This is a genomic window from Microscilla marina ATCC 23134 (genome assembly GCF_000169175.1).
In the GTDB taxonomy this organism is placed as follows: domain Bacteria; phylum Bacteroidota; class Bacteroidia; order Cytophagales; family Microscillaceae; genus Microscilla; species Microscilla marina.
Genome location: NZ_AAWS01000002.1, coordinates 62,683 through 87,538, shown reverse-complemented (window position 1 = coordinate 87,538; position 24,856 = coordinate 62,683). Strand labels below are relative to the sequence as shown.

Annotated in this window: 20 protein-coding genes; 9 read left to right on the top strand and 11 right to left on the bottom strand. The window is 40.2% G+C overall.

Going from position 1 to position 24,856, the window contains the following annotated elements:
• Positions 1-170: 170 nt before the first annotated feature.
• Positions 171-611, bottom strand: a complete 441-nt coding sequence (locus tag M23134_RS01635) for an acyl-CoA thioesterase (protein WP_002693249.1) — start codon at positions 609-611, stop codon at positions 171-173.
• 20 nt (positions 612-631) lie between these two features.
• On the bottom strand, positions 632-1,231 hold the full coding sequence (locus tag M23134_RS01630; RefSeq protein WP_002693247.1) for a hypothetical protein: 600 nt from the start codon (positions 1,229-1,231) through the stop codon (positions 632-634).
• Positions 1,232-1,424: 193 nt separating this feature from the next.
• Between M23134_RS01630 and M23134_RS01625 the strand changes: the two genes are divergently transcribed.
• Complete coding sequence (locus M23134_RS01625; protein ID WP_198144960.1) at positions 1,425-4,088, top strand: alpha-amylase family glycosyl hydrolase; 2,664 nt, start codon at positions 1,425-1,427, stop codon at positions 4,086-4,088.
• A 293-nt stretch (positions 4,089-4,381) separates the two neighbouring features.
• Positions 4,382-4,846 carry a YbjN domain-containing protein gene (locus tag M23134_RS01620; RefSeq protein WP_002693243.1) on the top strand — a complete coding sequence of 155 codons (465 nt, stop codon included), beginning with the start codon at positions 4,382-4,384 and terminating at the stop codon, positions 4,844-4,846.
• 131 nt (positions 4,847-4,977) lie between these two features.
• On the opposite strand, the gene M23134_RS41985 is transcribed toward M23134_RS01620, so the two are convergent.
• Together M23134_RS41985 and M23134_RS41980 are read right to left on the bottom strand one after the other, a co-directional pair.
• The gene (locus M23134_RS41985) at positions 4,978-7,356 is read right to left on the bottom strand and encodes a hydantoinase B/oxoprolinase family protein (RefSeq protein ID WP_053337221.1); all 2,379 of its coding nucleotides are present in this window, start codon (positions 7,354-7,356) and stop codon (positions 4,978-4,980) included.
• An 11-nt stretch (positions 7,357-7,367) separates the two neighbouring features.
• Positions 7,368-8,867 carry a hydantoinase/oxoprolinase family protein gene (locus M23134_RS41980; protein ID WP_002693239.1) on the bottom strand — a complete coding sequence of 500 codons (1,500 nt, stop codon included), beginning with the start codon at positions 8,865-8,867 and terminating at the stop codon, positions 7,368-7,370.
• An 849-nt stretch (positions 8,868-9,716) separates the two neighbouring features.
• Between M23134_RS41980 and yjjX the strand changes: the two genes are divergently transcribed.
• On the top strand, positions 9,717-10,277 hold the full coding sequence (gene yjjX / locus M23134_RS01610; protein WP_002693238.1) for an inosine/xanthosine triphosphatase: 561 nt from the start codon (positions 9,717-9,719) through the stop codon (positions 10,275-10,277).
• Positions 10,278-10,283: 6 nt separating this feature from the next.
• Here yjjX and M23134_RS01605 read toward each other — a convergent pair whose 3' ends face one another.
• Positions 10,284-10,514: a T9SS type A sorting domain-containing protein gene (locus tag M23134_RS01605; RefSeq protein WP_002693236.1), complete on the bottom strand. Its 231-nt coding sequence runs from the start codon at positions 10,512-10,514 to the stop codon at positions 10,284-10,286.
• Between the two features lie 132 nt (positions 10,515-10,646).
• Here M23134_RS01605 and M23134_RS01600 point away from each other — a divergent pair, with 132 nt between their 5' ends.
• Positions 10,647-11,249 (top strand): nucleotidyltransferase family protein, encoded by a 603-nt coding sequence (locus M23134_RS01600; protein WP_002693234.1) that lies wholly within the window; start codon positions 10,647-10,649, stop codon positions 11,247-11,249.
• A gap of 222 nt (positions 11,250-11,471) precedes the next feature.
• Here M23134_RS01600 and M23134_RS01595 read toward each other — a convergent pair whose 3' ends face one another.
• Positions 11,472-11,834: a DoxX family protein gene (locus M23134_RS01595; RefSeq protein WP_002693232.1), complete on the bottom strand. Its 363-nt coding sequence runs from the start codon at positions 11,832-11,834 to the stop codon at positions 11,472-11,474.
• Between the two features lie 654 nt (positions 11,835-12,488).
• On the opposite strand from M23134_RS01595, the gene M23134_RS01590 reads away from it, so the two are divergent.
• Positions 12,489-14,672 carry a GAF domain-containing protein gene (locus M23134_RS01590; RefSeq protein ID WP_002693230.1) on the top strand — a complete coding sequence of 728 codons (2,184 nt, stop codon included), beginning with the start codon at positions 12,489-12,491 and terminating at the stop codon, positions 14,670-14,672.
• Between the two features lie 103 nt (positions 14,673-14,775).
• On the opposite strand, the gene M23134_RS01585 is transcribed toward M23134_RS01590, so the two are convergent.
• The 5 genes from M23134_RS01585 to M23134_RS01565 form a co-directional block, all read right to left on the bottom strand.
• Positions 14,776-15,564, bottom strand: coding sequence for a hypothetical protein (locus M23134_RS01585; RefSeq protein WP_002693224.1), 789 nt, complete (start codon positions 15,562-15,564; stop codon positions 14,776-14,778).
• A 295-nt stretch (positions 15,565-15,859) separates the two neighbouring features.
• Positions 15,860-16,000 carry a hypothetical protein gene (locus tag M23134_RS40855; RefSeq protein ID WP_002693220.1) on the bottom strand — a complete coding sequence of 47 codons (141 nt, stop codon included), beginning with the start codon at positions 15,998-16,000 and terminating at the stop codon, positions 15,860-15,862.
• A gap of 72 nt (positions 16,001-16,072) precedes the next feature.
• A complete protein-coding gene (locus tag M23134_RS01575) occupies positions 16,073-16,363 on the bottom strand; it encodes a hypothetical protein (protein WP_157558290.1) in 291 nt (96 codons plus the stop codon).
• A 747-nt stretch (positions 16,364-17,110) separates the two neighbouring features.
• On the bottom strand, positions 17,111-17,533 hold the full coding sequence (locus tag M23134_RS01570) for a DUF1842 domain-containing protein (protein ID WP_002693216.1): 423 nt from the start codon (positions 17,531-17,533) through the stop codon (positions 17,111-17,113).
• Between the two features lie 247 nt (positions 17,534-17,780).
• Positions 17,781-18,674 carry a response regulator gene (locus tag M23134_RS01565; RefSeq protein WP_002693211.1) on the bottom strand — a complete coding sequence of 298 codons (894 nt, stop codon included), beginning with the start codon at positions 18,672-18,674 and terminating at the stop codon, positions 17,781-17,783.
• Positions 18,675-19,377: 703 nt separating this feature from the next.
• Here M23134_RS01565 and M23134_RS01560 point away from each other — a divergent pair.
• The 4 genes from M23134_RS01560 (at position 19,378) to M23134_RS01540 (ending at position 24,592) form a co-directional block, all read left to right on the top strand.
• A complete protein-coding gene (locus tag M23134_RS01560; protein ID WP_157558289.1) occupies positions 19,378-20,862 on the top strand; it encodes a hypothetical protein in 1,485 nt (494 codons plus the stop codon).
• 505 nt (positions 20,863-21,367) lie between these two features.
• Positions 21,368-22,126 carry a hypothetical protein gene (locus M23134_RS01550; RefSeq protein WP_002693205.1) on the top strand — a complete coding sequence of 253 codons (759 nt, stop codon included), beginning with the start codon at positions 21,368-21,370 and terminating at the stop codon, positions 22,124-22,126.
• 48 nt (positions 22,127-22,174) lie between these two features.
• The gene (locus tag M23134_RS01545; protein ID WP_002693203.1) at positions 22,175-22,828 is read left to right on the top strand and encodes a hypothetical protein; all 654 of its coding nucleotides are present in this window, start codon (positions 22,175-22,177) and stop codon (positions 22,826-22,828) included.
• Between the two features lie 111 nt (positions 22,829-22,939).
• Positions 22,940-24,592, top strand: coding sequence for a Na/Pi cotransporter family protein (locus tag M23134_RS01540; protein WP_002693201.1), 1,653 nt, complete (start codon positions 22,940-22,942; stop codon positions 24,590-24,592).
• The last annotated feature ends 264 nt before the right edge of the window (positions 24,593-24,856 follow it).

Sequence of the window (24,856 nt, the reverse complement as noted above, 5' to 3'; positions counted from 1 at the left end):
CAATAATTTTAAAAACTTCGCACAACCCTAATTCCGTATGCCAAAAATAGAAGTCAAGGAAGTTATTTTTTTCGCTTCCCTAAATGCCTCAGTCAATTGTGCGTATTTGCCCCAAAAACCAGAAACTTATTTTGAGCACGTTACTAAACTAGCATTTGGTAAAATTCGTTTTATGTGGTCAAATTGTCATAACGCTCAAACACCTCGCGTACACCTTGAGGCAGTGTCATGGGGCGTTGAGTTTGAACATCTACATTTACATAAATAAGTGTTCCGCTGATAAGGTGTTGTTGCTGGCAGGTAATCTCCATTTGAATGGTAATGCTGGTATTGCCAATGCTTGAAGTACGCACATAAATGGTTAATTCGTTGTCGAACCGTGCTGGCGCGTGGTACTCAATGGTGGTTTTGCGCACATACATGTCACAATTGTATTGCTTGAGTCCATCAGGATAGGTAAGTCCCAACGCGCGAAAGTACTCAGTAAAAGCCACATCAAAATAGGTCAAGTAGTGCCCGTTAAACACCACTTGCTGGGGGTCTACTTCTGCCCAACGCACCCGCAACGAGTGTTTGAACTTGAATAAGGAAAAGTTTGGTTGGTTGGTCATTGTGATAAATCAAGTAAAGTTTAATCTGTAGAGTAAACATACCAATTTTTTGCTACTTTTTGGCAATATCTATATGGGCAAACTAAATCTCCTTGTGCCCATAAAAACCCCGCGCTCTCGCCCACCCCTGCCAAAGATGAAAAGTGATATAAGCCATTGCTCACATAAAAATTATCAAAGCCCAGGCGTGTTACTTCTCTATTCATATCAATTGTTTGCGATGCTTTTGGTTGAGCATGGGCTTGTACAATTTGCTCTAGCAATACTTGATGTGTTACGATAAAGCCCTTTGCTGTTTGACGGGGAACTTCTGCTATTGTAAACGGCTTCAGAAGTACTACCACAAACAATACGCCTCCCAACAAACCCAACATTTTGCCTTGGCGCAAAGGAGCTACTGCAAATAATGCCGCAAACATAGACAATACCCACACCAAAGAGTATGGTTCGCCATACAACCCAGCGTTGAACCAAAAAGAGGAAGTATTGTATAGATAAGGGACTATATGGGTATAATCATAATACATCATCAATGCCCAAAACGCTACCCATAATATATACAAGCTGATGCTTAAGGGAGTTGATAATACTTCTTCGGTTTGACATTGCTTATCTTCCATACGATGCTTTTTCTAACCAAAACATACACTACATTAAAAGCTAAAATAAAAAATTCATCGGTATTAGTTTCGCCTTTCATTATTTTGTTAAATACTGCCACTCTATTGAATAAAACTCTGCTAAGTGTTCTTCTATATTTCAATCAAAGCTTCTGTTATGTATATTCGAGGTAAAAAAGCAATTACACCATTCATGAAAAATATCACTGCATTTCATACTTTATTATTTTATATGTTTATAAGCCCTTGGCTGTTTGCCCAATCGTTTACTGGTGTGCAAAAACAACAAGGCTATGCCGTTTTTGGCGATCATACTACTTTTATATTCGATGAAACTCTTTATCAGGTCAAACCACAAAGAGTAGTGGTGACGGGGGAGTTTAGAAAGTGGGACAAGGACCTGGAACAATGGCAACTTAAAAAAACCGGGCAACAATGGTTGCTTACTTTTGACAACAGCGACTTTAAGGTCATTGGCCCCAATACAAAGTTTAAGTTTAGGATAAATAAGGGTGAATGGCTAAATCCCCCGGCAAAAGCTAAGAATAAAAAAGGCAGTGACCTGGTGTTTATGCTCCAAAGTACCCAACTAGGGCTCAAAGCTGAAATCAGGAGCAACTGCCTGATATGGGCAGAGGTAAAAGCCCCCAAACGCCCTTTGCGCCCCCAAGACTATCGCCTGACCGATGCCCAAGGCAAGGTTATTCCAATAGCAGGCGTATTGCCCAATGGCGCCCGCTCTACCCTTATCACTCCTGCTAAAGTACTGAACAAAAAACGGGTATATTTTTTAGAAATTCCTTCGCTTAAGCTCAAAACCCATTGCTCGTTTGATGGCTGGTTTCGCGAGGCTTTTTCTACCAAAGAGCTAGGCGCCAATATTGATCAGGGCAAAACCAGCATCAGAATTTTTTCGCCCCGTGCCGATCAAGTCAAGCTTTACTTGTATAAGGGCAGGCTAGACAAAAAAGCCTATCGGGTAGAAAACCTCCAACAAGACCCAAATGGAGTGTGGGAGATCATCATCCCTGAAGATTTGCATGGGGTGTATTATGACTTTACTGTACACGGTGCCCAAGAGCCAGGCAATCATTTTTATGAAACCAACCCCGTGCACATCAGCGACCCTTATGCCAGGGTAAGCGACGACACCTGGGGCAAAACCAGGATCTGGCGACGCACTCAACCCGCTACCCCGCTCAAAAATGGAATTCCGGCAATGGAAGACGTGATTGCGTATGAGGTACACGTACAAGACTTCACTGACTTGTTGCCCGTAAAACGCGCCCATAAGGGAACGTTCAAGGCCATGATAACCCCTGGGCTACGCAACAAACGGGGCAAAAAAATAGGGTTTGATTATTTGCTCGACTTGGGCATCAACACCGTGCACCTGATGCCGGTACAAGAGTATTTGCATTTTCCGACCAAAGACTGGCAAGCCTCTTTTGGCAACGATGCTTATATGAAGGCACAGGGAATAAGCCATGAAAACTATCAGTGGGGCTACCGTACTTCTCACGCTTTTGCGGTAGAGTCGCGTTACCGCAGTAAGGGCAGCGAGCCAGGCAAAGAACGCGAAGAGTTTAGAGATTTGGTGCAGGCTTTTCACGACAAGGGCATTGCCGTGATTATAGATATTGTGCCCAACCACACCGCCGAAAATATGGACGGAAACTTCTGGAACTTTCATTTCAACGCTTTGGGCAAGCAGTATTACTATCGCACCAAAAACTTTAAGCATATTGGCGCCTACGGCAACGAGGTAAAAACAGAAAACCGACCGATGGTGCAACGCTGGCTAATTGACCAGTGCCAACATTATATCAAAGAGTTTGGGATTGATGGTTTTAGGATTGACCTTGCCGGACAAATAGACCAGCAAACCCTGATAGCGCTCAAGGCTGCCATTGACCCTGATAAGATTGTATATGGTGAGGCTTGGATTGGCTCGAATGACCCTCACTTTGAAAACAACCCCGATTGGGATTGGTACAAGGAGGATGCCCCCATTACTTTTTTTCAGGACGAGTTGCGCAATGCTTTCAAAGGACCCGTGTTTGAACTGAAAGATCCCAAAAAAGATCGGGGCTGGGCAGGAGGTAAATTTAGCGAACGCGCCAATGTAATGAAGGGGCTCGCCAACCAGTTTACTGATGACAAAACGCCCTTGAGTGGCATTAGTTACCTTGATATTCACGATAATTTTGCCTTGGCCGATCAGTTTGGGAAAAACTTTGATGGCAGATATGAGGTAGACGAGGCAGCGTATAAAATAGCCGTAACTTTGCTCTATACTACGCTAGGACCTATTGTGACCCACGGAGGATCGGAGATCATGCGAAGCAAAGCTGTTGCCCCACTCAAGGAAGTAGTGAAACAAACCAAAGCAGGGTACAAAGTATATATGCACGGCTACCGCGATACTTATAACCACCGCAACGCCAATCATTTTTTATGGCAAACCGTAGGGCAAAAGCCTAGAGGCCAAAACAAGAATGATTACCAAAATATGTATGCCTTTTGGCAAGGAATGAACACTTTGAGGCTTTCAGAAACAGGCAAAGTATTTAGGGTGGCAAAGGCAGTGCCTGAGGGGTATTACCAATGGTTTGCCCCCAAAAACCGCGAAGATGTATTAGGTTATTTGGTAGATAAAAAGGTGTTGGTATTGCTCAATGTAGGTGCTCAGCCTTATACTTTTACAGAGGTAACTTTGCCGGCTGGCCAATGGAAACCCGTTGCCAATACCCAACAAGTACAGCTCAAAAAAGGGGTAGGTAAAAACCTCTTAGGTAACAAAGTTCACTCGCTGAAACTCAAGGGCAAAAGCCTAATGATTTGGATAAAGGAATAAGGGCTTGTTTAAACCACCTTGCCCGATATTTTATATCAGGCAAGGCTTTGTTGGTATGTACGCTGTTTTGCTAAATAAAACTCTCCATTCAGGCATAACTTTTCCAGCGCTCTTTTCGTTTTTAGACCAAGCAATGATTCAACTTATGACCTTCTTCAACAGCAGCAATCACCTTATCAGGCGATACCTTTCCCGTAAACGCCGCTCTATCCCTCTTGCGAAATACCCAAGTTCTATGTTTCGATCATTCCTCATAATTTTATACATTGACATCTGAATTAATAAAATTCTTTATGAAAAATAATCTTAAATACTACTATGGTATTGTTGAGAACTGTATACACCGTTTGGGGGTTGATCCGGTGAATTGCCGCTCTAAAGACACCGAGGGTCATTGGGACCTCAAACGGGGTGATATTACCGTATGGATAGATGTGTGGCATATAGACCGGGAAAAGCGCGCTTATATTCAGGTAGTGGCTCCTATTATGGAGGTACCCATCTACAGAATACCAGAGTTTTATGAAGATTTACTACGTATCAACGACCAACTATTTGGGGTAGCTTTTACCTTATATCATAGTTGGACTTGCCTAAAAGTAATACGTGAGGTAGAAGGGCTAGACGATGAAGAAGCCTATAATATGATTACCAGGGTGGGTAATTACGGCATTGAATACTTAAGAAAGTTACTAAAAAAATATGGCAACAGAGGCCAGGGGCTGGACAAACAAGAAGGTTTGACACCTTTGAATTAAAGAATTAAAAAAAGGAGGACAAAATGACCTCCTTACACTATTGATTATAAAGTATTTTATGTATACGTTTTTCTAAGAGCTTTTTTAAAATTCATCGAAAATTACGCTAAATGCGAAAGTTTAAACAAGCTCTAAGACTCTGTTTTACCAAAACCTCCACCTCCGGGAGTTTTAATTACCAATTTATCGCCTGCATTTACATCTAAACCATCGATGCCTGCCAGCAAAACCCGTTCTACCTTACCTTGCTCATTTTTACGCTCTATATATTGCTCCCCACACTGCCCTTCTTCGCCACCTTCTAAACCATAGGGGCGCTCGCTACGGTGCTGGGTAAGCACTGACAAAGATACGGGCTCTAAGAAAGTAATTTCTCTGATAATACCATCACCTCCTTTAAATTTTCCTTGACCACCTGAGCCTGCTCTTATCTCGAACCTATCGAGCCTTACCGGGTAACGGTGCTCAAAAATTTCGGGGTCGGTGATACGGGTATTGGTCATGTGGTGGTGTACCGCTGAGGTACCATCAAATGAGGCACCTGCGCCACATCCTCCACAAATAGTTTCATAATAACCAAAGTTTTGGTTACCAAACAGTACATTATTCATTGTTCCCTGACTACAAGCCATTACTCCAAATGCTTTTAGTAAAGTATCGGTCAAACGTTGACTGGTTTCTACATTGCCTCCTACTACAGCAGGGCATTGGGTAATATCATCAGGAAAATGAGGGTTCAAAATGGTGCCTTCTGGTATATTGATCCTGATTGGTGTCAAAATACCATCGTTTAACGGCATACTTTTATCCAGCAACAAGCGTAGCACATAAATCACCACACTATTGACGATGGCTGGGTTGGCATTCAGATTTCCTTTGTGTACTCCTCCCGAACCTTTAAAATCAATGGTACAACTACTGTTTTTTACCTCTACACTTACCCGCAAAGGTGTTCCATCGTCTAAAAACTCTTCCGCAGTATAGATTCCATTAGGAATTTTGTTCAGCGTTTCTCCCATGTTGTTAAAGGCATTGAGCTTGAGCATATTCATATATAACTGCACTTTGTCAAACCCATGAGATTTCACCAGTTTTTTCAATGCTTTCTCACCACTGCGGTTGGCGGCAAGGGCAGCGTTGAGGTCTGCCAGGTTTTCTTCGATAGAACGGGTAGGGTAATCGGCATTTTCAAGTACATGCCTGATTTCTTTCCAGTTAACTTTCCCACCTTTCACCAAAAAGAATGGGTCAATGACCACCCCCTCTTCAGAAAGGTTTTTGGCATCAGGAGGCATAGATGCCGGCCTTATTCCTCCTATTTCTGAATGATGCGCTCGGTTTACTACATACCCGATCAAACGGCGATACTCTGAATATACTGGAGTAATGAGCGTAACATCGGGCAAGTGAGAACCACCAAACTTGGGATGGTTGGTAATGATAGTATCACCGTCTTGCAACATAACCCCCGATTTGAGCACGCTTCTGACGCATACCCCCAGGCTACCAAGGTGTACTGGAATATGAGGCGCATTGGCCACTAACTCACCTTTAGCGTCTAACAAGGCACAAGAAAAATCTAAACGTTCTTTTACATTGACCGATAAAGATGTGCGCTGAAGCATGGCTCCCATGTTTTCGGCAATAGACATAAAGCGGTTAGTGAAAAGCTCCAGCTCTATTTCTTCGCTCATGTATTCCGAGATTCTGAAGTAGCCTCCGGGTCGTTTTACTCGTTTTTTGCGCGTAATAATACCTGTGCCCTGAGCATCTATAGTGAATACCCAATCTTCTTCTATCACCGTGGTGCTGTGCTTGTCGAGCACCAAGCCAAATCCTTCAATAGTGGCGCCTTTTTGCAGGTTTTCGCGGAGATATACCGGTGCTTTTCTCCACTTATCGTCTATAAATGATTTAATATAATGCGAAGGTTCGGGCACATAAACATTAGGCTTAGGAAGTTCATTTGTTTCCAAGCCAGATTTTACCGAAGCAATTACCCGGATAGATTCTACCTCTATCTCACGGTTGGACACCCAATGCCCATAAATGTTTTCGTATTTTTTACGGAAGTGCTCTACTATAGTCTCTATGCTGGCTTTGTCATTGGTCAAAGGTATATCAAGACTGGCATCTTGTCCTTTGAAACGCAAATAAGCAATGCGTTGACGAATTTCAATATTATTGGCAGGAATACCTTCGTCTTTTACCTCGTTAAAAGCTTCTGACTCAAGTTGGTCAAACAGTTGCTGCAAAGCGACTTCTTTTTCTCCAAAAAAACTTTGTACTGAGGTAAGCAACTGCTTTTCGGCAAAACGCTCCAGCAAAGCAGCCCCTATGCCATAAGCACTCAGCAAGCCTGCATCTTGAGGGATAAGAATTGTATTAATATTGAGCAACTCGGCAATGCCACATACATGCAAACCACCTGCCCCACCAAAAGCCACTAAACCATATTCGCTGGGGTCATAGCCTTTGGCTACAGATATTTTTTTGATGGCTCCTGCCATTATTTCATTGGCTATTCGCAAAAAGCCCGTAAGATATCTTCATCGTTTCTACTTTCTTTGGTTTGGAGCTCAATCTGTTCTACCAAAATATTGAGCTGCTTCTCGGCCTCATCCTGAAACACTGGAATACCAAACTGTCGGGCATCTAAACGCCCCAAAAGTAAATGTATATCAGTAATAGTCAGTTGCCCGCCAGCACCATAACAAGCTGGTCCGGGAAAAGCTCCTGCGCTTTCGGGACCTACACATAACTTGAATCCATCAAAATAGCATAACGAGCCGCCACCCGCTGCTACCGACTCAATGGCCAGGGCTGGGCTAAATATATAAGCATCTCCTATTTTAAGGTCAAACCTATAGTCAAATTCATTGTCATAACGTGCCACATCAGTACTGGTACCTCCCATGTCAAAGGTAATGAGGCGATTATGCCCTGATAGTTTTCCAATGGTAGACGCCCCCACTACTCCTCCTGCTGGTCCACTCAGCAAACTGTCTTTAGGCTGAAAGCTTTGAGATTGCACCAGGCTTCCGGCGCTTGTCATTACCTGCAAATAAGAACTATCTAACAATTGTACTACGTCCTTGCTTGGGTCTTCTTTGACTACCTGCAGAGTTTTGGCAATGTTGCTCAGGTAATTGTTGATTACCGGAGATAAATAAGCGTTGACTACGGTGGTTTCGGCACGAGGCAAAAACTTGATCAACGATGATAACTCAGTAGAAACTGACACATCGGCAAATCCATGTTCTAACAAAAACTGTTTGACCTGTTGCTCATGTGCAGGATTTTTATAGGAATTCATCAAAGCCACTGCTGCCGATGTGATTCCTTCGCTCTTGAGCTCTTCTAATATTTTGGTATCAGGCAATACCAATGACATCAGTACTTCTCCATTTGCCGACAGGCGCTCTTCTACCTCTACTACTTTGTAGTGTAGCGGGGCAGGTTTTTCTACACGCATAGCAAATATATCGGGGCGTTGTTGAGTACCTATTTTGAGTAAATCTTTGAAGCCTTTAGTTACAAAAAACACAATTTTAGCCCCCTTATTTTCTAACAAAGCATTGGTGCCCTTGGTAGAGCCCAGCTTCATGTGTATAGGGGGTAAAGTATCGTCAAGGGAGGTTTGAGTAATCAAACGAACAGCTAAGATGGGGGCTTCTTCGTAGGCAGTAATTTCAAAACTGCGGTTGACTAAGTCGAAATCAAGCGGTTGAGAAAGCACAAGTAGTTCTTTTTCTATGTCAAAACGCTCTACGAGTACCTTGGGGTGGTCTTGTTGCAAAACCCTGAACTCATACCCTTTGATAATGTCTTTTTTGAGGCTCCAGGTTTCTCGTACTTTTAAAGTCTTGGCATCTATCTGCTTGATAATATTGCCTCTAAGTGTGCTATTACTCAATACTTTTCTACGGTATTCATTGCCTGATGAATCACGTGCAATACAGTCTGTAAATGTGCCTCCTGTATCTATAGAAAAGTAATAAGTAACATTATTCATCTCCATGTGAAAATTTTGGAAAGTAAATTTATCAGTCTATCAATCTGATTTTTTAAATGTTTTAAATAAAAGTTTTTGTTCTTTGGTTGATTCTGTTGGATTTAATCAAAACTAATCATTCCTCTGACCAGTTTTCTCCCGGATATTCTAAATTTTATGAAATATAAATTTACTTATAATTTTCAGTATGTATGCTTTTTATTATACATATCACAAAATTGGGTAATAGTAGAAGAATATATTCAGAACAAGTAAAAAAGATTAACAATCATAAAAAATAATTTATGAAAGTCGTAATATAATCTTGTTTTTTTTGTGCTAGAATTTAACCAAAAATATTCGATTTAAACTTAAACAAACAGAAAAAAGTGCCTCAATACCCCCTGAGAAACAGGTAATTGGTAAAAACAAAGATTTTTTCACCCAGGTATCTCACTCGTTTATGTTTATGTCAATTAATCAATCCGCCCAATAGTTAAGCAGCTGAGAAAGAATTTAGTTCGAAAACAAAAGCTGTTTTTTGTTCATTATTTAATAATACACAAATCTATTGACAAACAAAGCATGTATTGAAAACTTTACACGATTGTTTATTAAACCAAAGTTGGTAATTTTAGCCCAAAAACAAAAACTATCTGTCGTTCCTAAGCTGCAAAACCTATGCGAATTATCAAACACCAACACAATATTTCGGCTAAAAAAATGTTGTAGCCTAGCTCAATATAACATTTTCGCACTTTTGAGAGCATTCAACTATTGACCATCATTAATTTTGTAAGTGGTAATGCTGTTGTAAATAGTGCGTGCCTGTGTTTAAATTATTCGTTATACTCTAAAATTAAATTAACCATTTCAATGAAAAAAGTTATTGTAGCCTCTAAAAACCCCGTAAAAGTGGAGGCAAGTCAAACAGGGTTCAAGCAGGTTTTTCCTCAAGAAAGCTTTTGCTTTCAAGGCATTGATGTACCCTCTGAGGTAAGTGATCAACCTATGAATACCCAGGAAACTTATCGGGGGGCATACCATCGGGCGCTCAACGCTCAACAACATACGCCTGATGCCGACTATTGGGTAGGAATAGAGGGAGGTGTAGACTTTTTGCAGAATACAATGGAGGTTTTTGCCTGGATAGTGGTACTATCACCTGAGCAACAAGGAGTTGCCAAAACAGCCTCGTTTATGCTCCCCCCAAAAGTAAGTGAGCTTGTGAAGCAGGGCTATGAGCTTGGGATAGCAGACGACATAGTATTTCAACGAAAAGACTCTAAAACCCAAAGTGGTTCAGTGGGTATTTTGACCAATGGCTTGATTGACCGCAAGGAGTATTATGTACAAGCAGTAGTGCTTGCACTTATCCCTTTTATGCATCAGGAACTATATAACCAAACCAAGTATGCCAAAGATTTGGTGAAATAAAATAGCTTACCTTTTTTCAATTAATTGAGTAAGGGTATTATCACCTAAATGGATTTGTGCCTGATAGGTGCCATAAGACAAAGTAGCGAGGTGTATTTGAGCCACGCCGTTTTTGACTTGTGCTTGTTGATTCAACACTATTTGCCCAAACATATTAAGCAAAACTACTTTGACAGGCTGCAATACTGGAGCGTTGATATTTAATACATCTTTTACAATTTCTGGAGCAGTATTCATAAGTTAGAGGTAGTTATTGGGTAGCTAAAAATATTCTGTTGTATATAACAACTACAAAAACTATTAAATGTTATAAGATTCTGTCATACTATTAGATAAAGAAGATACTTTGGCGTTTGTACTCTACAAATAATGTTAAATAATCAGACTTTTTTTTACGATTTGGCTACTGCTACCCACGAAAAATTGCTCACCCAACTAATGAATAATGATGTTTTAAGAAAAGACATATTATTTGCGGTCAGAGAAGTGCAGAATGATTTTGGCCAGGCATTGCTTTATGTATCGGCCGGTTTTGTGCGCAACTTATATTGGGACTACGCCCATGGGTTTGCTACCAGTACTCCGCTAAACGATGTAGATGTAGTATATTTTGATGAGGGAAATTTATCAAAAAAACAAGATCAACAGCTGGAAAGTATACTTTATGAACAGCTCCCCAAGGTAAATTGGTCGGTGAAAAACCAAGCACGTATGCACCAAAAATCGGGGCATGTACCCTATACATCATTGCATCATGCATTGAGCAATTGGGTGGAAACTGCTACTGCCATTGGGGTGCGTGCCCAAAAGGATAATAGTTTGAGTTTTGTGGCTCCCTGGGGTTTTGGGGATTTGTTTGATCTTATCCTTCGCCCTACCCCTTACTTTGCCGATAAGCCTGCTATAATGCTCGAAAGAATACAGCAAAAAGGTTGGCTACAGCATTGGACAAAACTAAGCGTAAAATTCTAACAAAGTATATATATATCAATACTCCTCAGTGATTTTAGTCAAATTTGTTTGCTGGTTATCAGTCATTTATGAATTTAAAAATTATTTAATTGGGTGTTTAGGCATAAAACCGAAACACTTTTAAAAATAAAGTGAGTATACAATCTTAATATAAAATACTGGTTTACAGCATTTAACAAGGTGAACATTTACTCGAATCAGCTATGGACTATCGACTAAATACTATGGACTATTGATATATAGGTATGCCCAATAAATAAGTGCCAATTGTAGAGGTAAACGAAACCATAGAAAACCAATCGGGATTTTTCTAAACTTACGCCCCGCCATTTTTTCAGTAAGCATATAAATATTTGCCGGAAATACCGCTATCAGCAGTGCTACTACTCCAATGGCTGCCCAGTGACGGGTTGGTTCAAATAAAAGCCCTACACCCAATACAACTTCGGCAATACCACTTAAGTCTACCATAAGTTTATGTGCTGGAATATAGGGAGGCATCATTTTAAGATAAAATTTGGGTTGCACAAAGTGGTAAACCCCAGCAAGTATATACAAAACTGCCATTATGTAAAGTGCAATCATTTCAATAAGCTTAGTTTGAGAAGCAATGTAATCGGAATGTTCATAGTTTCCAAGGTGGGTTCCATAATTTGAGCCAAACAAAGCTATCTGCTCGGCGGTTTATTAATTTACTTGATCACCTACAACTATTGTGTTGTTTTTGCCTTTGACTAATACTCCATAAGTAGCAGCAAGTAATTAGCTATAAGTCCCTAGATACCGATGTATGTCGGTACTACGGGTAAGGGGCACTCATTCATAATATGGCTGCTCTATGCCTACTCATTAGGTATATTTAATTCTGCCTTGGTACTTAGCAGGGTTCAAGCACACAAAGCAATGCGAAAAGCCGTTGTTTTACCCCGTTTGAAGCATCACCTTGGGTGGCTATGCCAGAGGTTTATAAAAATACAATCATGTTTGCAGGTTTTGAACGTTATTAGTAGTATGAGTTGTTTTTATTACGTTTAATGCCCTTGCAATCGCCAAAATATAAGTATATTTGGGTTAAAAACCTGCTTAGTATCTTTTAATGATAAAAACAACTAAATATCATTATTTTTGGCATAATTTTTCCGATGTTTAAATAATTGATACGATTTAGAAAGTAACGCCTTCTATTTTACACAGAACCATTCGTTTTGTGTTGTATTATACACCAAAAGCAAAAAAGCCATGCGTTTCACACTAAAAAAGGTAAGACATAAAATATTGCTGGCGTTTGCAACACTCATTCTGTTTACAGGAGTTATTGTGGTGATCTCACAATACTATATGCGTAAAAGTAACGAGTATCAATCTTTGAAAACTCAAATCAAAGACTTGCTTAACTTGAGCCTTACTGTACAAAATCACCAAAAAAACTTCCTACTGACAGACGCCAAGTCAATTACATACTATAAACAAAAAGGTCAAAGTAAAAACCTTTCTGAATACAATAAGAATGCGCTGAAGATAAAAAAGCTTATTACCAAAATTGAAAAAGCCCCTCTGCTTAACCAATTAAATGTTGATAAAAGCCTAAAGAAAATCAGGTCGTCTCATACCAAATATAATCGTTGGTTTAATGACCTTTCTCTCAAAATACAATACAAAGGCTTTAAAGATTATGGGTTGATCAATAAAATGCGCATAGCTGCCCATCAACTTGAAAAAGCAGATAGTCTTCGTCAGTTTGATATTAATAAACTGCGTCGTCACGAAAAAGATTTTCTACTACGAAAAGATTTAGTGTATGCCAACAAGCTGTATAACCTTAATCGAAGCATTAAACAAAGCTTAAGGTCTCAAATAGACACTTTGGCAAAAACAGCATCTGCACAAATCAATCGCCTTGAAGCATACATAAACACTGCCAATACTTATGAAAGGTATTTTGCCAAAATTGTCAATATTGATATAAAAATTGGTCTGACTGAAAACGAAGGAATCAGAGGCGAGCTCAAAAACATTATTGCTGACATTAAACTGGAGTTGAGCATTTTGCACGACACCGTGAACGAAAGAACCAACAACCTGATTTGGCAGGCGGCGATGGTATTTCTTATCGTGATTATTGTCATGCTCTTTTTGTCACTGGCGGTTGCCTGGTATTTTACCCACAGTATTTCAAGTCCTATAGAGTTGCTCAGCAGAATCACCAAATCGATTGCTGATGGATTACAAAACCAAGAAGACCGTTTGGATGGAGTACAGACTGAAGACGAAGTAGGTAACCTTGCCCGTAATTTTAAAAACCTCTATACACAACTCAGACAAACCATTCAGATTACTAAAGACGAAAACGCCAAACTGAAAGAGTTTTCGCAGAAAGAAGCTGAACGACGTTGGGAGACTGAAGGTTTTGCTATTTTCAACGAAATTTACCGAAATCACTTTAACAACCTCGAAGAACAAGCTTTTGAGGTAACAGCACAGCTTGTAAAATATACTGGAAGTAGCCAGGGAGGTATGTTTGTGATTAACGACGACAACGACGAAGACCTCTATATGGAACTTAAGGCTTGTTATGCTTACGAACGTAACAAATTTAAAAACAAAAGGGTAGACTTGGGCGATGGGCTCATAGGTACTGCCTGGCGCGAAGGTGATACGATGTTACTGACCGATGTTCCACAGAGTTATGTGCATATTACCTCAGGATTGGGCAAAAGCAACCCCAGTTGTGTGCTGATTGTTCCAGTAAAATCGGACGATGCTATGGTGGGTATAATAGAGCTGGTGTCTTTCAAGGTTTTCAAAACCCATGAGGTCACTTTTATAGAGCGTTTATCGCAAAGGATTGCTTCTGGTATCATTGCCATTAAAGCATCTGAAAGAAACAAGAAGCTATTGGCTATTTTGGAAAGTGAGGCGCAAGATGCCCAGGAACGCGAAGCCAATTTGCGCAAAGAGTTGCAAAACTCTAAGTATTGGGTGCATAAATTTGAGCAAAAACTCAACAATATTTCTGATGAATTAATGATTTACCGCACTGTAATCAACCGTTTGTACGCAGGCTTGTTGATCACCAACGAAAAGTTTATCATTACCAAAGTTAATAACTATATATACCAAAGGTTTAACTACAAAAGAGGCGAGTTGATTGGCGAGTCGGTAGATATTTTAATAGAGACGGACTATAAAAACGTCATCGATTTGCGAGAGAAACGTTTTAAAGTAAGTTATCGTTCTTTTCAGGAACAGGTAAGCGGGGAAGTGATTGACAAGCGTGGTAAAAACTATCCGGTAAAAATGCTTTCTGGAAAATTGGAAATTGACACAAAAATCATTTACATCTTCTTATTCAATGAAGATGATGTAGTACACCTATCACCATCATCGGTAAGCGATGCAAACCAAGGTTTAATATTGAGTTAAAACAACTCAATATCAAACCTTTTTTGCTTTTCCTTACACTCTTCTAACTCAAATTCGGCTCCTCTCGCTCCTGCGCTTTGAACCTTCAAAAAATATATTTTATCTACCAATTGCCCAAGGCCCGGCTCCGGGTATAGTTGATGTTGTTACGGGTAGATATCTTTTTTACAGGTATTTTGCTGAGTGGTGCCCACAAAAAGAATTTAAACATCAAGGTATTGTCATTGCGATTGTTGGTACTCAACTGAGAAATATTGTCTACATAATCGGTTTGTGGGTTGAGTATGCTTGCCTGTAGGCCCAAGGCATAACCATTGGCAAAACGATAGGCAGCACCAATGCCTGTAGGCAACATAACCGCAAAGTTATTATAGTTTTCGTTTTTCCCTCGGGAAGTTTGAATGTCCTGAAGGTTTTCTCCTTCGTCGTTTTTCACCAAAAACCGATAAATACCAAAGCCCTGGCTGAGGTATACCATATAACGCGAAGTTTTGATCAAGTTAAACTGGAGCTCATAGTGAAATGTAATTAAATTTGATTTAAAAAAGTTATTGGGTCTGCCGTCTTCTTCAGGATCAGTAGAGGTGAAAGAGTAATTCAGGTTTTCTCCTGTAACAGACCCTATGCTGAAACCAAATCGGCTGTTAAAATAACGGTGTCGGTTGAGCCTGTAAGCAATATGAAAAGAGGAGGTCCACTTGCTGTAAGAAGGGTTCAAATCGCCTCGGTAAGCATTGGCACTGATGCCTACTTCCAAAAAACGAGGGATTTTGGGCAACGATTTATTCTCAAAAGGGGGCTGCAAAATATCCAATTCTTCGTTGTTGTTTTGCGCTTGTAATGTTGCGCAGGTTATACAAAACGCCCACAATGTTAGCAGTATTTTTTTCATACTCCTTATAAACGAAAAAACGTCCAAATTGATTCTTAGGAATGGACAAAAATACCTGGGCATTTTTAACCGCCTATTTTTTCAACACTCTTTCAAAAAATATATAAGTTTATTTGAGTACTTGTACACTCTTTATATTATTTTAATAATACAACCATCTTGCGCAGCACAGCAAGCTGTAGCTGATGCATTCTTTATATTTTTTACCCTGCAAAGAGGCATTAAAAAACCTGCCCTCAAGTATCAAAACTTTAGAGCAGGCAACAATTATTAAAAGTTAAAACTAAAGGTAAAATTATTCATCATCTCTTAGGGGTTCGTCGAAGTTGCCTTCTCCTAATAGCTCCTTCATATCCTCTTCCGACAACATCATCTGCCCCAACATTCCTACACTTGGAGGGGGGGAAACTGTTTGTTTTTTATTTGTATTATTCATTATTTCAGGGTTAGTAATTTTGCTTAGTAATTTGTAAGAAAAAATATTTTACAGATTACTGAAATCAGGTATTTATTTTTTTAGCCTCAATTTTATAAAATCTTTAGCTTGAGCAGGGGTTTTATCAGGCAATTGGTTGAACAAAGAATTTTTCATCTTATCCAACTTGTGTACATCGCTGCCCACCCAATGTACCTTACAACTAAAACCCGTATCGCTTATTTGTTTGAATTGTGTGGTTTCAAGGTTCATTTTACCAAAACTTGTTTTTAAATGATGCTGCATTTTCAAAAAATAAGTAACAAAGCCTGCTGGCGCACTTATCATTAATGTCTCCCAATTTTTCGTCTTAATAGATTTCATCTCAATAATTTATGTAATAATGTTTTAAATGTTTGTGGTACAAAGGTAGGGCATAGAGTTGGATACCTAAAAAAACAAGTATAGACAAAGGGTATACAAAGCAAATTTATTTGGTGTATACAACCTTTATAAGCAAGTTATCCCTCCTGCCTGATGGTTCTCCTCCTGTTTATTTACAAGGTGTAAAAGCTTGCTCTAAACATCTAAAAACTTAAGTAAAAAAACCCAGGTATAAAATACCGGGGTTTTTTCTTTCTACTTATGGATGTTAATTATTTATTGAAATAAACTATGTAATGCCTTTATATTGGGCTAGTACCTCAACCACTAAATATATAAAGTGGTATTCTGCACTTTTGCCCTTTGCTTCTCTTAGGAATAGTACCAAGATAAATTTACATTTTTAAGGTCATCTTTCGCTGACAGAATTCGTTAAAAAAACTTGCCGTAGCGCTGCTATGACGCCGTCCCGCAGGGCGGGCTCAACATCCACTGGATATTGCCCTGCCTCTCCTGCCAACAAAATATTTTGGCGTTACTATAGAACTTTATTTTTACACCATCCCTTAAAAACCAAATTTGCCGCTGTGCTGTGCCGCGATGAGTCTATAAATTCTCTGACTCAACTTTTAAGAGCTTTGCCACACAATGAAGGATTCGGTAGGCGTTAGAACTCAAAAAGCGAATAATGCTCTAATTTATCGCTAAGGCACAAAATTCACCTTTGCCTACCAAGAAGCCAGCGAACTATTCATCAGCTACTAGTTGGATAGTGGCGTTTTCTATTTTTTGCCACGAACCATCGCTGTCCTGAAACTTGATACTGGCTGTACCTTTCTCCCAATTTTCATCAAGCAATAGCCTTACTTTGGTATTAGGCGATAAAAAAGTGCTTTGATCGGGGGTTAGAAAACCATCAGCGGTAACTAATACTTGAGTTTTGTTATAGTTGAGTAGACTTATATAAGTAAAGTCTCCTTTGAGGTAAGAAGGAATGCTCACAAATGTTTTGTTGCGTCGATTAATATCGGCGTTGCCTATAACGGTTTCACGTCCTATATAAAAAGTGAGGCAGAGGTATATTTTCGGATCATTTTTTTTGTTAGATCTCACCTCATAGTTGGCTACAAATAATCCTGGATTTTTTTTAGCTTTGGTTGCTGTATGCATTGTCTTCACGTATCAGTTTTATCACCTACTCTGTTTTAGGCTTTTCGGTGTTCGCCTGATGGAGGCATTTGGATGGTAGAGGAAGGAATTAGATTTTTGTTTGGATGATAGTTTTAATCACTATATGCATCTGCTTATACAAATATACGAAGGATTATGAGTGGACGATAAAAACTGTAATAGACAATCCGTAGACAACAGCATAGACAATCCGTAGACAGGCATTAAAAAAAGACCAAATAATATTTTATACAATTAATTGATTGATAAAATCTTTGAGTTCTACATTTTTGGGTAAGCCTAGTTTTTTCTTCAAGCGATACTTGTGGGTTCGCACACTTTCTGTATTGATATTCAATAGGTTAGCTATCTCTTTGTTAGACATGTGGGTTTTTACATAAGCACAATACCGCAGGTCTTCGGTAGTAAGTTTGGGGTATTCTTCTTGCAACAGGGTAAAAAACCTGGGGTGTACCTTTTCGAAATAATTTTTAAAATTCTGCCACTCGTTCTCCAGATCCAGGCTATTATCAATGTACCTTACAATTTTGGTCACTTCCTTAGAGGCACTTGCTTTTTCTTTGATGTCTATTTTTTCAAGCCGTTCCTGTATTGTCCTTAGTATTTGGGTCTTTTGGTGCAACTCCAGTATTTTAGTGTTAAGCTCACGGTCTTTTTGTTCTTTTATCAATCTATTCTTGCGCTCTATTTCCTGATGCTGCGATTTGATGGTTTTATAGGAGTGCATAAGACTAAGTACTGACTTTACCCTTGCCCACAGTTCTATTTTTTGAATCGGCTTGCGCACATAGTCAAACGCTCCTGCATCAAGGGCAGCCTTGAGGTTTTCGGTGGTGGTATACACCCCAGTAATAAGCAAAATAGGAATATCTTTAGTCAGGGGGGTTTGTTTGAGCGCCTGGGTAAGCTGCAAACCATTCATTTGCGGCATGTCCCAATCGGTAATAATGAGGTCAGGCAAGAGCTTTTGCGCCACATTGTAAGCTATTTTACCATTCGACGCGGTCAGCAAATCATAACTTTCACTTGCTTCTTCCAAGTATCGGGTCATTGTTTGCACATTATCACTTTGGTCGTCAACCACTAGAATATTGGCACTAGTTAAAGCATTAAGGCTCATAGGTTTTTGCTTTGATTTTCAGACTTACAACTTATTTTTCAATGAATTGTTAAGGTGTCATCTTGAAACGACATTTTTTGATAAATGGTTCAACCTGCAAGACTTTCGAAGGCAACTCAAGCCCAAAATCCTACATACCAATCGTTTTTTCAAGTCTGGGGTGAGCATTGCTCAGGTCAACCTGCGGTAAGACCTTCGCGGGAGGTAGGTTTTTATGACGACGCTAAAAAATACTGGCAGGTTTTCGAAGGCAACTCAAGTCCAAAATCCTACACACCAATCGTTTTTTCAAGTCTGGGGTGAGCATTGCTCAGGTCAACCTGCGGTAAGACCTTCACGGGAGGTAGTGGCTTGAAGTTTTTCAATTGAAGCCTTTGGATACAAGAAAGCCTCCCCTTCAACCAATGCAACTTTCGTTGAGAGGCAAGCATTCTCATTTGCCTTAACCGCGCTTCTATTCTCATTTTTGCAAAAAAGAGACTCCCCTGCCCAAGTGTGTGCTTTTCTCTAATGGCAATGGCTATTTTAGCCTAAAAAATCTTCGGATAGTCAAAAAAAATACTACCTTAAAACCAGCTTCAAACTTACATCAATCTTACGTACATCAACCTTTCTTTAAGCGCATGACTAAAACAGCTACTAAACTTCTTCTGAAAAGAAAGAGTCAAGCAAAAGCTCCACTGCTGCCAAGTTGCCGGGCGATTTGTCAAAAGCAAATTCGCTGATGCCACCTACCCACCCTTACCACCCCAATGGGCAACCCCACCAATTGATCAGCCCTTACATGGCACAACAACCCCAAGGTAAGCTCGTGCCCAAAGACGCCAATTACCTGAGTAGCGACGGAACTTTAACGCCTAAAGAAAACCCTTACCCTTTTATGCAGGGCAAGCTTGTCCCCAAAGGCGAACGTTTGAGCTTTCGCCGAAAGGCAGATACCGAACCAATAGCCCCCACCAAACAAGCCCCTAAAGGAGAGCTCACTCAGGGTACCTTGACTAAGGGGAAACTAACCCAGGCAAAACCAACTAAAGACAACTCTCCCTCCAACCAACCTGGGCATCAAACCACCGAGCCCCCACTTCGCCGAAAGGCAACCCCTACTGGCAAAACCGAACAAGCACCGCCCAAAAAAGACCCGCCAACCTTACCCCTTGCCCCGCCCAAGGCGAAGAAGATGGCGGCTAAAAAAGTAGTAACGAACCAACCTTCGGCAGATAAAATTATTGGCTTTAGCCAACTAAGCGCTACCCAAATGGCAGCTCAACACGAGGCGCTGGGCAAGGAAGTAAAAGAAGGACTGAAACAAGACAAAAAGGAGGCTAAAGACGCGCTAAAGCCATTGGAGGTGGAAATGAAGGGCGCCGAAAAGCCCGGAGATAAAACGCTGGACGTAAAGGCAAAAGGCGCAGGTCCTTTGCGAGAAGAAAGACGTGAGCCTGACCCTGGCACACCCCGCCTTGCCAAACACGAACACCACACCAAAACGCCCCCCAAGGCAAAGTTGCCCGAAAAGGAAGAAAAAGGCTTTTTCTCGCGTTTGTTTGGTGGCTTGGCCGATTTGTGGAAGAGTTTGACCGATATGACCGACCTGGTGCCTGTGGCAGATGCGGGTATCAATGCCAAGGCAGGCAAGGCTCCCCAAAACCAACTGAGGGGGCAGGCAAACCCCGCCCGTGCCAAGGAACAACGCAGCCAACGCGACGAAGAGGTGCGCAAAGAAAAAGAGCGTTTGAACGCCGATTTGCGCCAACACCCTGGGCCTGACAATTTACAACCGAAAAAGCTAGAGGAAAAGGTGGAGGTGCCTGCCGTAAAGACTGAGATACCCGATGTGGAGACTCAAGCCAACGAGCAGATGAAGGATTATTTGGCGGCGCAAGTGCCTCCCGAAGCCAGGCAACTTGCCGATGAACGCATGGAAGAAATTTTGGAGCCCAAACTTGCCGAACCTAGAGGTAAATTAGAGAAAGAAGTAGGCAGACAAAAGCAACACCGCGCCAAGGTTTTGAAAGACAAAGACCGCGACTTGAAGAAGCTCAACGAGCAGGCACCACCTAGCGCAAGCGTCCCTCGCTTGTGCCTTTTTTTAGAGGAAGCATCTTGCTTCCATGTTTTTACAAAAAACAAAATCATTGAGCTTGAATTGGCTACGTGGGACACAAGTCTGGAGACTTGCGCCAGCTAATGGAGGTAAACAAGTTTAGTCTTAGGAATAGGTCTTCTAAAAAAACCCAAGAAAAAGATTGAAATACCCAAGGGAACCAGAGTGGTTGTTAGGGAGATAAGCAAACGAATCAAAGACCTCATCTGGCGCAAGTTTAGCATAGCGTAACTTGTGCCTTTTTTCGAGGAAGCATCTTGCCCCGAAGAAAAATCGGGATTTTGAAACTTCCATATTTTTGCAAAAAACAAATACTCAAGCTTGCATTGGCCACCTTGGGTTTGCTTGCGCAAGAATAGTTGCTCCGAGTCAAGCTCAGAGTGCAAGCACAAACTGTTTGTTCGTCATCGTTAGATTTAAGAAGTTGATATAACTCAAGATTGGTTAGGAAAACACGTAGGATCACTATCCAAAATATTAAAATCAAAAACACAGCTAAAAAAAGCGGAAAAGTTGGTTATAATTAAAAAATATATGCAAGAACAAATTGTAGAATATTTGACTTCTTTAAATAAAAAATCTTTATAAAATGGAAATACAAAATGACCGAATTATAATCAGAGGAGAAAGTTATGAGGGACAAGAAGATCCACTAGAAATTGTCGGAGAGTTGTTAGAATCATTAGGAGCAACCTTGGTAGATCAAACAGGTTTTTTTGTGCGAGACAAGCCTCGTTATGAAAAATGGATAATTTCTAATAGTAATATTCTTTTAGTTTTTGATTCCTTAATTGAAGGAAGTTACATTGTTGTAAATAGCGATGTATCACAAGATGTTGTTCAAGCCATTAAAAAGAATGTTAATTATGTTTCTTTAGAAGGAGAGCTACAGTATCATCAAGTTATGTTGGGAGATTTAGCCAACGAGAAGAATTTAGCTAAACGTTTGCCTTTCAATCAAGATCACCTAACTTTTATTCAACGATTGGCACTAATATTCAAATCTTACGATAAGAATGTATTCAATATTTTTCAAAATGCATTATCTCACCCATCAGAAGGTATGCGAATAACAACCTTATGTGCATTTCATTACATCTGGTGGCTAGAACTCAAGCCTTTAATCAGGAGGGTTGTGCGAGAAGACAATAATGAAATTATTAGACGATTTGCCTCAGACATTATATCATATTATGAAAAACCTGAGCCAGGAGTTTTTATGGAAAAAGAAATTGTCCCACACTGGTGGTCTAAATGTGTCAATTATAAGCTTGAATTACTTAATTCAAGGAATAATAATGAGTCATCTATCGAAGACCTTGACTTACCTCCATTCCTTAATTTATAATCAGAATAAATCATTTAAATATCGTGAGTATATCAGATTATTGAATAGATGATTCAAAAATTAGTCTTTGATGATGCTGACATTACAGAGCAAGAAGGCATCAATAAAATATACAGTATTAATGAGGTTTTGGGAGAGTATGAATCTTATATTTCTGGTGATGAAATGAATCAATTAGTATGGTATAGTGATAATAAACAAACAGCTATCATCTACATAGATGATTTTATTATTGATTTAAGTTATTTTCTCATAAATAGTTTAGGTGAATGTCAATTGGAGACAGGTATCAATAAAATCAAAACCAAAGTTAAGTTATTAAACCTTGATCAAATTACCAATATTTTAGATCAAACAAGTTTAACAGTACAAAAATACATTTATTATACAAAATGTTTAATTATCACTTTGTCAGAGTCCAATGATTATCACCCCATCTTCTTTGATATACTTTGTAAAGCCCAACCTGGCGCAAGCGTCTCTCGCTTGTGCCTTTTTTCGAGGAAGCATCTTGCTTCCATGTTTTTGCAAAAAACAAATATCCAAGCTTGCATTGGCTACCTTGGGTTTGCTTGCGCAAGCACAGTTGCTCCGAGTCAAGCTCGGAGTGCAAGCACAAACTGTTTGTTCGTCATCGTTAGACTTAAGTTACCGCTGCACTTAAACTTAAACCAATGTGGGTCAGTGGACAAACCAAGTTGATAATCAATGAGTTAATGTAGCAAAAACTTTATCTAGTTTTTTCAATTTTATTTTTAACTTTGCCCAAATCCTTTCGTTTTCTTCATTTGTCAAACGTAAACAAGGCTTTTTATGAGCGGATCAGTCGATTTCTGGAAGTTTTTAGCTGGGCTAGGCATTTTTCTAATTGGCTTGTTTTTTCTCGAAGAAGCGCTAAAAAATCTGGCGGGAAGTTCATTTAAAAAACTGCTAAGAAAACACACCCAAAACCCGCTTAAGGCAATCATTACGGGTACATTAGTTACAGCAGTGCTACAGAGTAGTTCGGTGGTTACTCTCATAGTGTTGGCGTTTGTAGGTGCAGGAGTAATGAGCCTTCGTAATGCCTTGGGGGTGATTATAGGCTCAAACTTGGGTACTACGTTTACTGGATGGATTGTTGCCACGTTGGGTTTTAAGGTAGACATTGAGGGCTTTGCCATGCCTTTTATTGCCATTGGGGGCTTATCGCTGATATTTTTTAAAGACAACAAAAAACTGAGCGAATTTGGGCGTTTTTTTCTAGGCTTTGGCCTATTGTTTTTGGGGCTTAATTTCATGAAAGCAAGCATCGAACAATTTGCCTCCGGTTTCGATCTGAGCCCTTACATAGCTTATGGTCCTTATGCCTTGTTTTTGGTGGGGTTTGTGCTTACCGCCATTATTCAGTCAAGTTCGGCGGCAATGGTCATTACCCTGAGCGCACTCAATGCTGGGATGATGCCTCTGGAAGCTGCTGCAGCAATGGTCATAGGCAACGACTTAGGCACTACTATTACTATTTTGTTGGGGGGGCTGAGCGGAACTGCGGCAAAAAAACAAGTGGCAATGAGTCATTTCTTGTTTAACCTGATGACCGACCTGACTGCCCTGATACTTTTGTATCCGTTGTTGCACTTGGTAACTAAAATAGCAGGCAACGACAACAAACTCATGACGCTGGTGCTTTTTCATAGTGCGTTCAACTTGTTGGGTATATTACTTACATTTCCATTTTTGGGCTTTTTTGCCCGTTTCCTCGAAAATAAGTTTAAGCACAACGACCACATGGTAGCAAGTCACATCAACAAAGTGACCAGCCAAGTACCAGAAGTTGCCATTGCAGCGCTTAAGAGCGAAATTACCCACCTGATAGAATTGGTGTTTGTGTTGCACCTCAAGGTATTGAACCTAAAGACAGGTTTGTTTGATTTTGGGCAAGGTATTGTAGGTGCTGAAGGAAAGCAAGCGTTTGGCGAAAAAGACTACCCAGCAGTGTATGAGTCGCTCAAGCAGCTAGAAAGCGAAATAGTGCCATTTTATCTGAAAGTACAAAACGAACCACTGAGCAGCGAAGAGTTTAGCCAACTCAACCAATTGATTCACGCGGCAAGATATGCCATGATGTCTGCCAAAGACTTTAAAGACATTGCCCATAATATCGAAGAGTTTGAGCGGTCGGCAAACGATAGCAAAATAGCGTTATTTGAGTTCTTAAAGGGGCGTTTGCACGACTTTTACCTAGAACTGCACCGTTTGCTTAAGTTGACTGAGTCTGGCAAACTATCCACAAAACTACCTACCTATATTCAAGAAAACCAAGATATTAGTGCACAGTTTTTAAAAGAAACCTACCAGCAAATTAATCAGGGAGACTTGGGCGAAACCGATATTTCGTCGTTGCTGAGCGTAAACCGAGAGGTATACAATGCCAACCAACATTTGTTGTTAGCTATGCAAGACGCCGCCTCGATGTTGGCAAAGTAGAGAGATAAAACAACCTACCTCATACAATCAAGTAATTTGCGAAACAGGGCAATATGAAGCTGGAAGATACCAAATACTTCTCCTTTCTGGCGCAATAGTCTCTCGCACCAAAAATATCGATATTTATAAATTCAAGATTTTTTCCGATAAAACTTTGATACTTCGGACTTTGTCGGAGTTGCACTTCTGGCGCAAGCGTCCCTCGCCCCGAAGAAAAATCGGGATTTTGAAACTTGTGCCTTTTTTCGAGGAAGCATCTTGCCC

Excerpts from the sequence above, each read along its gene's own strand:
- M23134_RS01595 (WP_002693232.1), bottom strand. The coding sequence starts at position 11,834 with ATGATTGCACTTTACATAATGGCAGTTTTGTATATACTTGCTGGGGTT.
- M23134_RS01605 (WP_002693236.1), bottom strand. The coding sequence starts at position 10,514 with ATGAATACTGCTCCAGAAATTGTAAAAGATGTATTAAATATCAACGCT.
- M23134_RS01570 (WP_002693216.1), bottom strand. The coding sequence starts at position 17,533 with ATGCATACAGCAACCAAAGCTAAAAAAAATCCAGGATTATTTGTAGCC.
- yjjX (WP_002693238.1), top strand. The coding sequence starts at position 9,717 with ATGAAAAAAGTTATTGTAGCCTCTAAAAACCCCGTAAAAGTGGAGGCA.
- M23134_RS40855 (WP_002693220.1), bottom strand. The coding sequence starts at position 16,000 with ATGAATAATACAAATAAAAAACAAACAGTTTCCCCCCCTCCAAGTGTA.
- M23134_RS01625 (WP_198144960.1), top strand. The coding sequence starts at position 1,425 with ATGAAAAATATCACTGCATTTCATACTTTATTATTTTATATGTTTATA.
- M23134_RS01545 (WP_002693203.1), top strand. The coding sequence starts at position 22,175 with ATGATTCAAAAATTAGTCTTTGATGATGCTGACATTACAGAGCAAGAA.
- M23134_RS01590 (WP_002693230.1), top strand. The coding sequence starts at position 12,489 with ATGCGTTTCACACTAAAAAAGGTAAGACATAAAATATTGCTGGCGTTT.
- M23134_RS41980 (WP_002693239.1), bottom strand. The coding sequence starts at position 8,867 with ATGGAGATGAATAATGTTACTTATTACTTTTCTATAGATACAGGAGGC.
- M23134_RS01620 (WP_002693243.1), top strand. The coding sequence starts at position 4,382 with ATGAAAAATAATCTTAAATACTACTATGGTATTGTTGAGAACTGTATA.
- M23134_RS01635 (WP_002693249.1), bottom strand. The coding sequence starts at position 611 with ATGACCAACCAACCAAACTTTTCCTTATTCAAGTTCAAACACTCGTTG.
- M23134_RS01565 (WP_002693211.1), bottom strand. The coding sequence starts at position 18,674 with ATGAGCCTTAATGCTTTAACTAGTGCCAATATTCTAGTGGTTGACGAC.
- M23134_RS01575 (WP_157558290.1), bottom strand. The coding sequence starts at position 16,363 with ATGAAATCTATTAAGACGAAAAATTGGGAGACATTAATGATAAGTGCG.
- M23134_RS01600 (WP_002693234.1), top strand. The coding sequence starts at position 10,647 with ATGTTAAATAATCAGACTTTTTTTTACGATTTGGCTACTGCTACCCAC.
- M23134_RS01540 (WP_002693201.1), top strand. The coding sequence starts at position 22,940 with ATGAGCGGATCAGTCGATTTCTGGAAGTTTTTAGCTGGGCTAGGCATT.
- M23134_RS01630 (WP_002693247.1), bottom strand. The coding sequence starts at position 1,231 with ATGGAAGATAAGCAATGTCAAACCGAAGAAGTATTATCAACTCCCTTA.
- M23134_RS41985 (WP_053337221.1), bottom strand. The coding sequence starts at position 7,356 with ATGGCAGGAGCCATCAAAAAAATATCTGTAGCCAAAGGCTATGACCCC.
- M23134_RS01550 (WP_002693205.1), top strand. The coding sequence starts at position 21,368 with ATGGAAATACAAAATGACCGAATTATAATCAGAGGAGAAAGTTATGAG.
- M23134_RS01585 (WP_002693224.1), bottom strand. The coding sequence starts at position 15,564 with ATGAAAAAAATACTGCTAACATTGTGGGCGTTTTGTATAACCTGCGCA.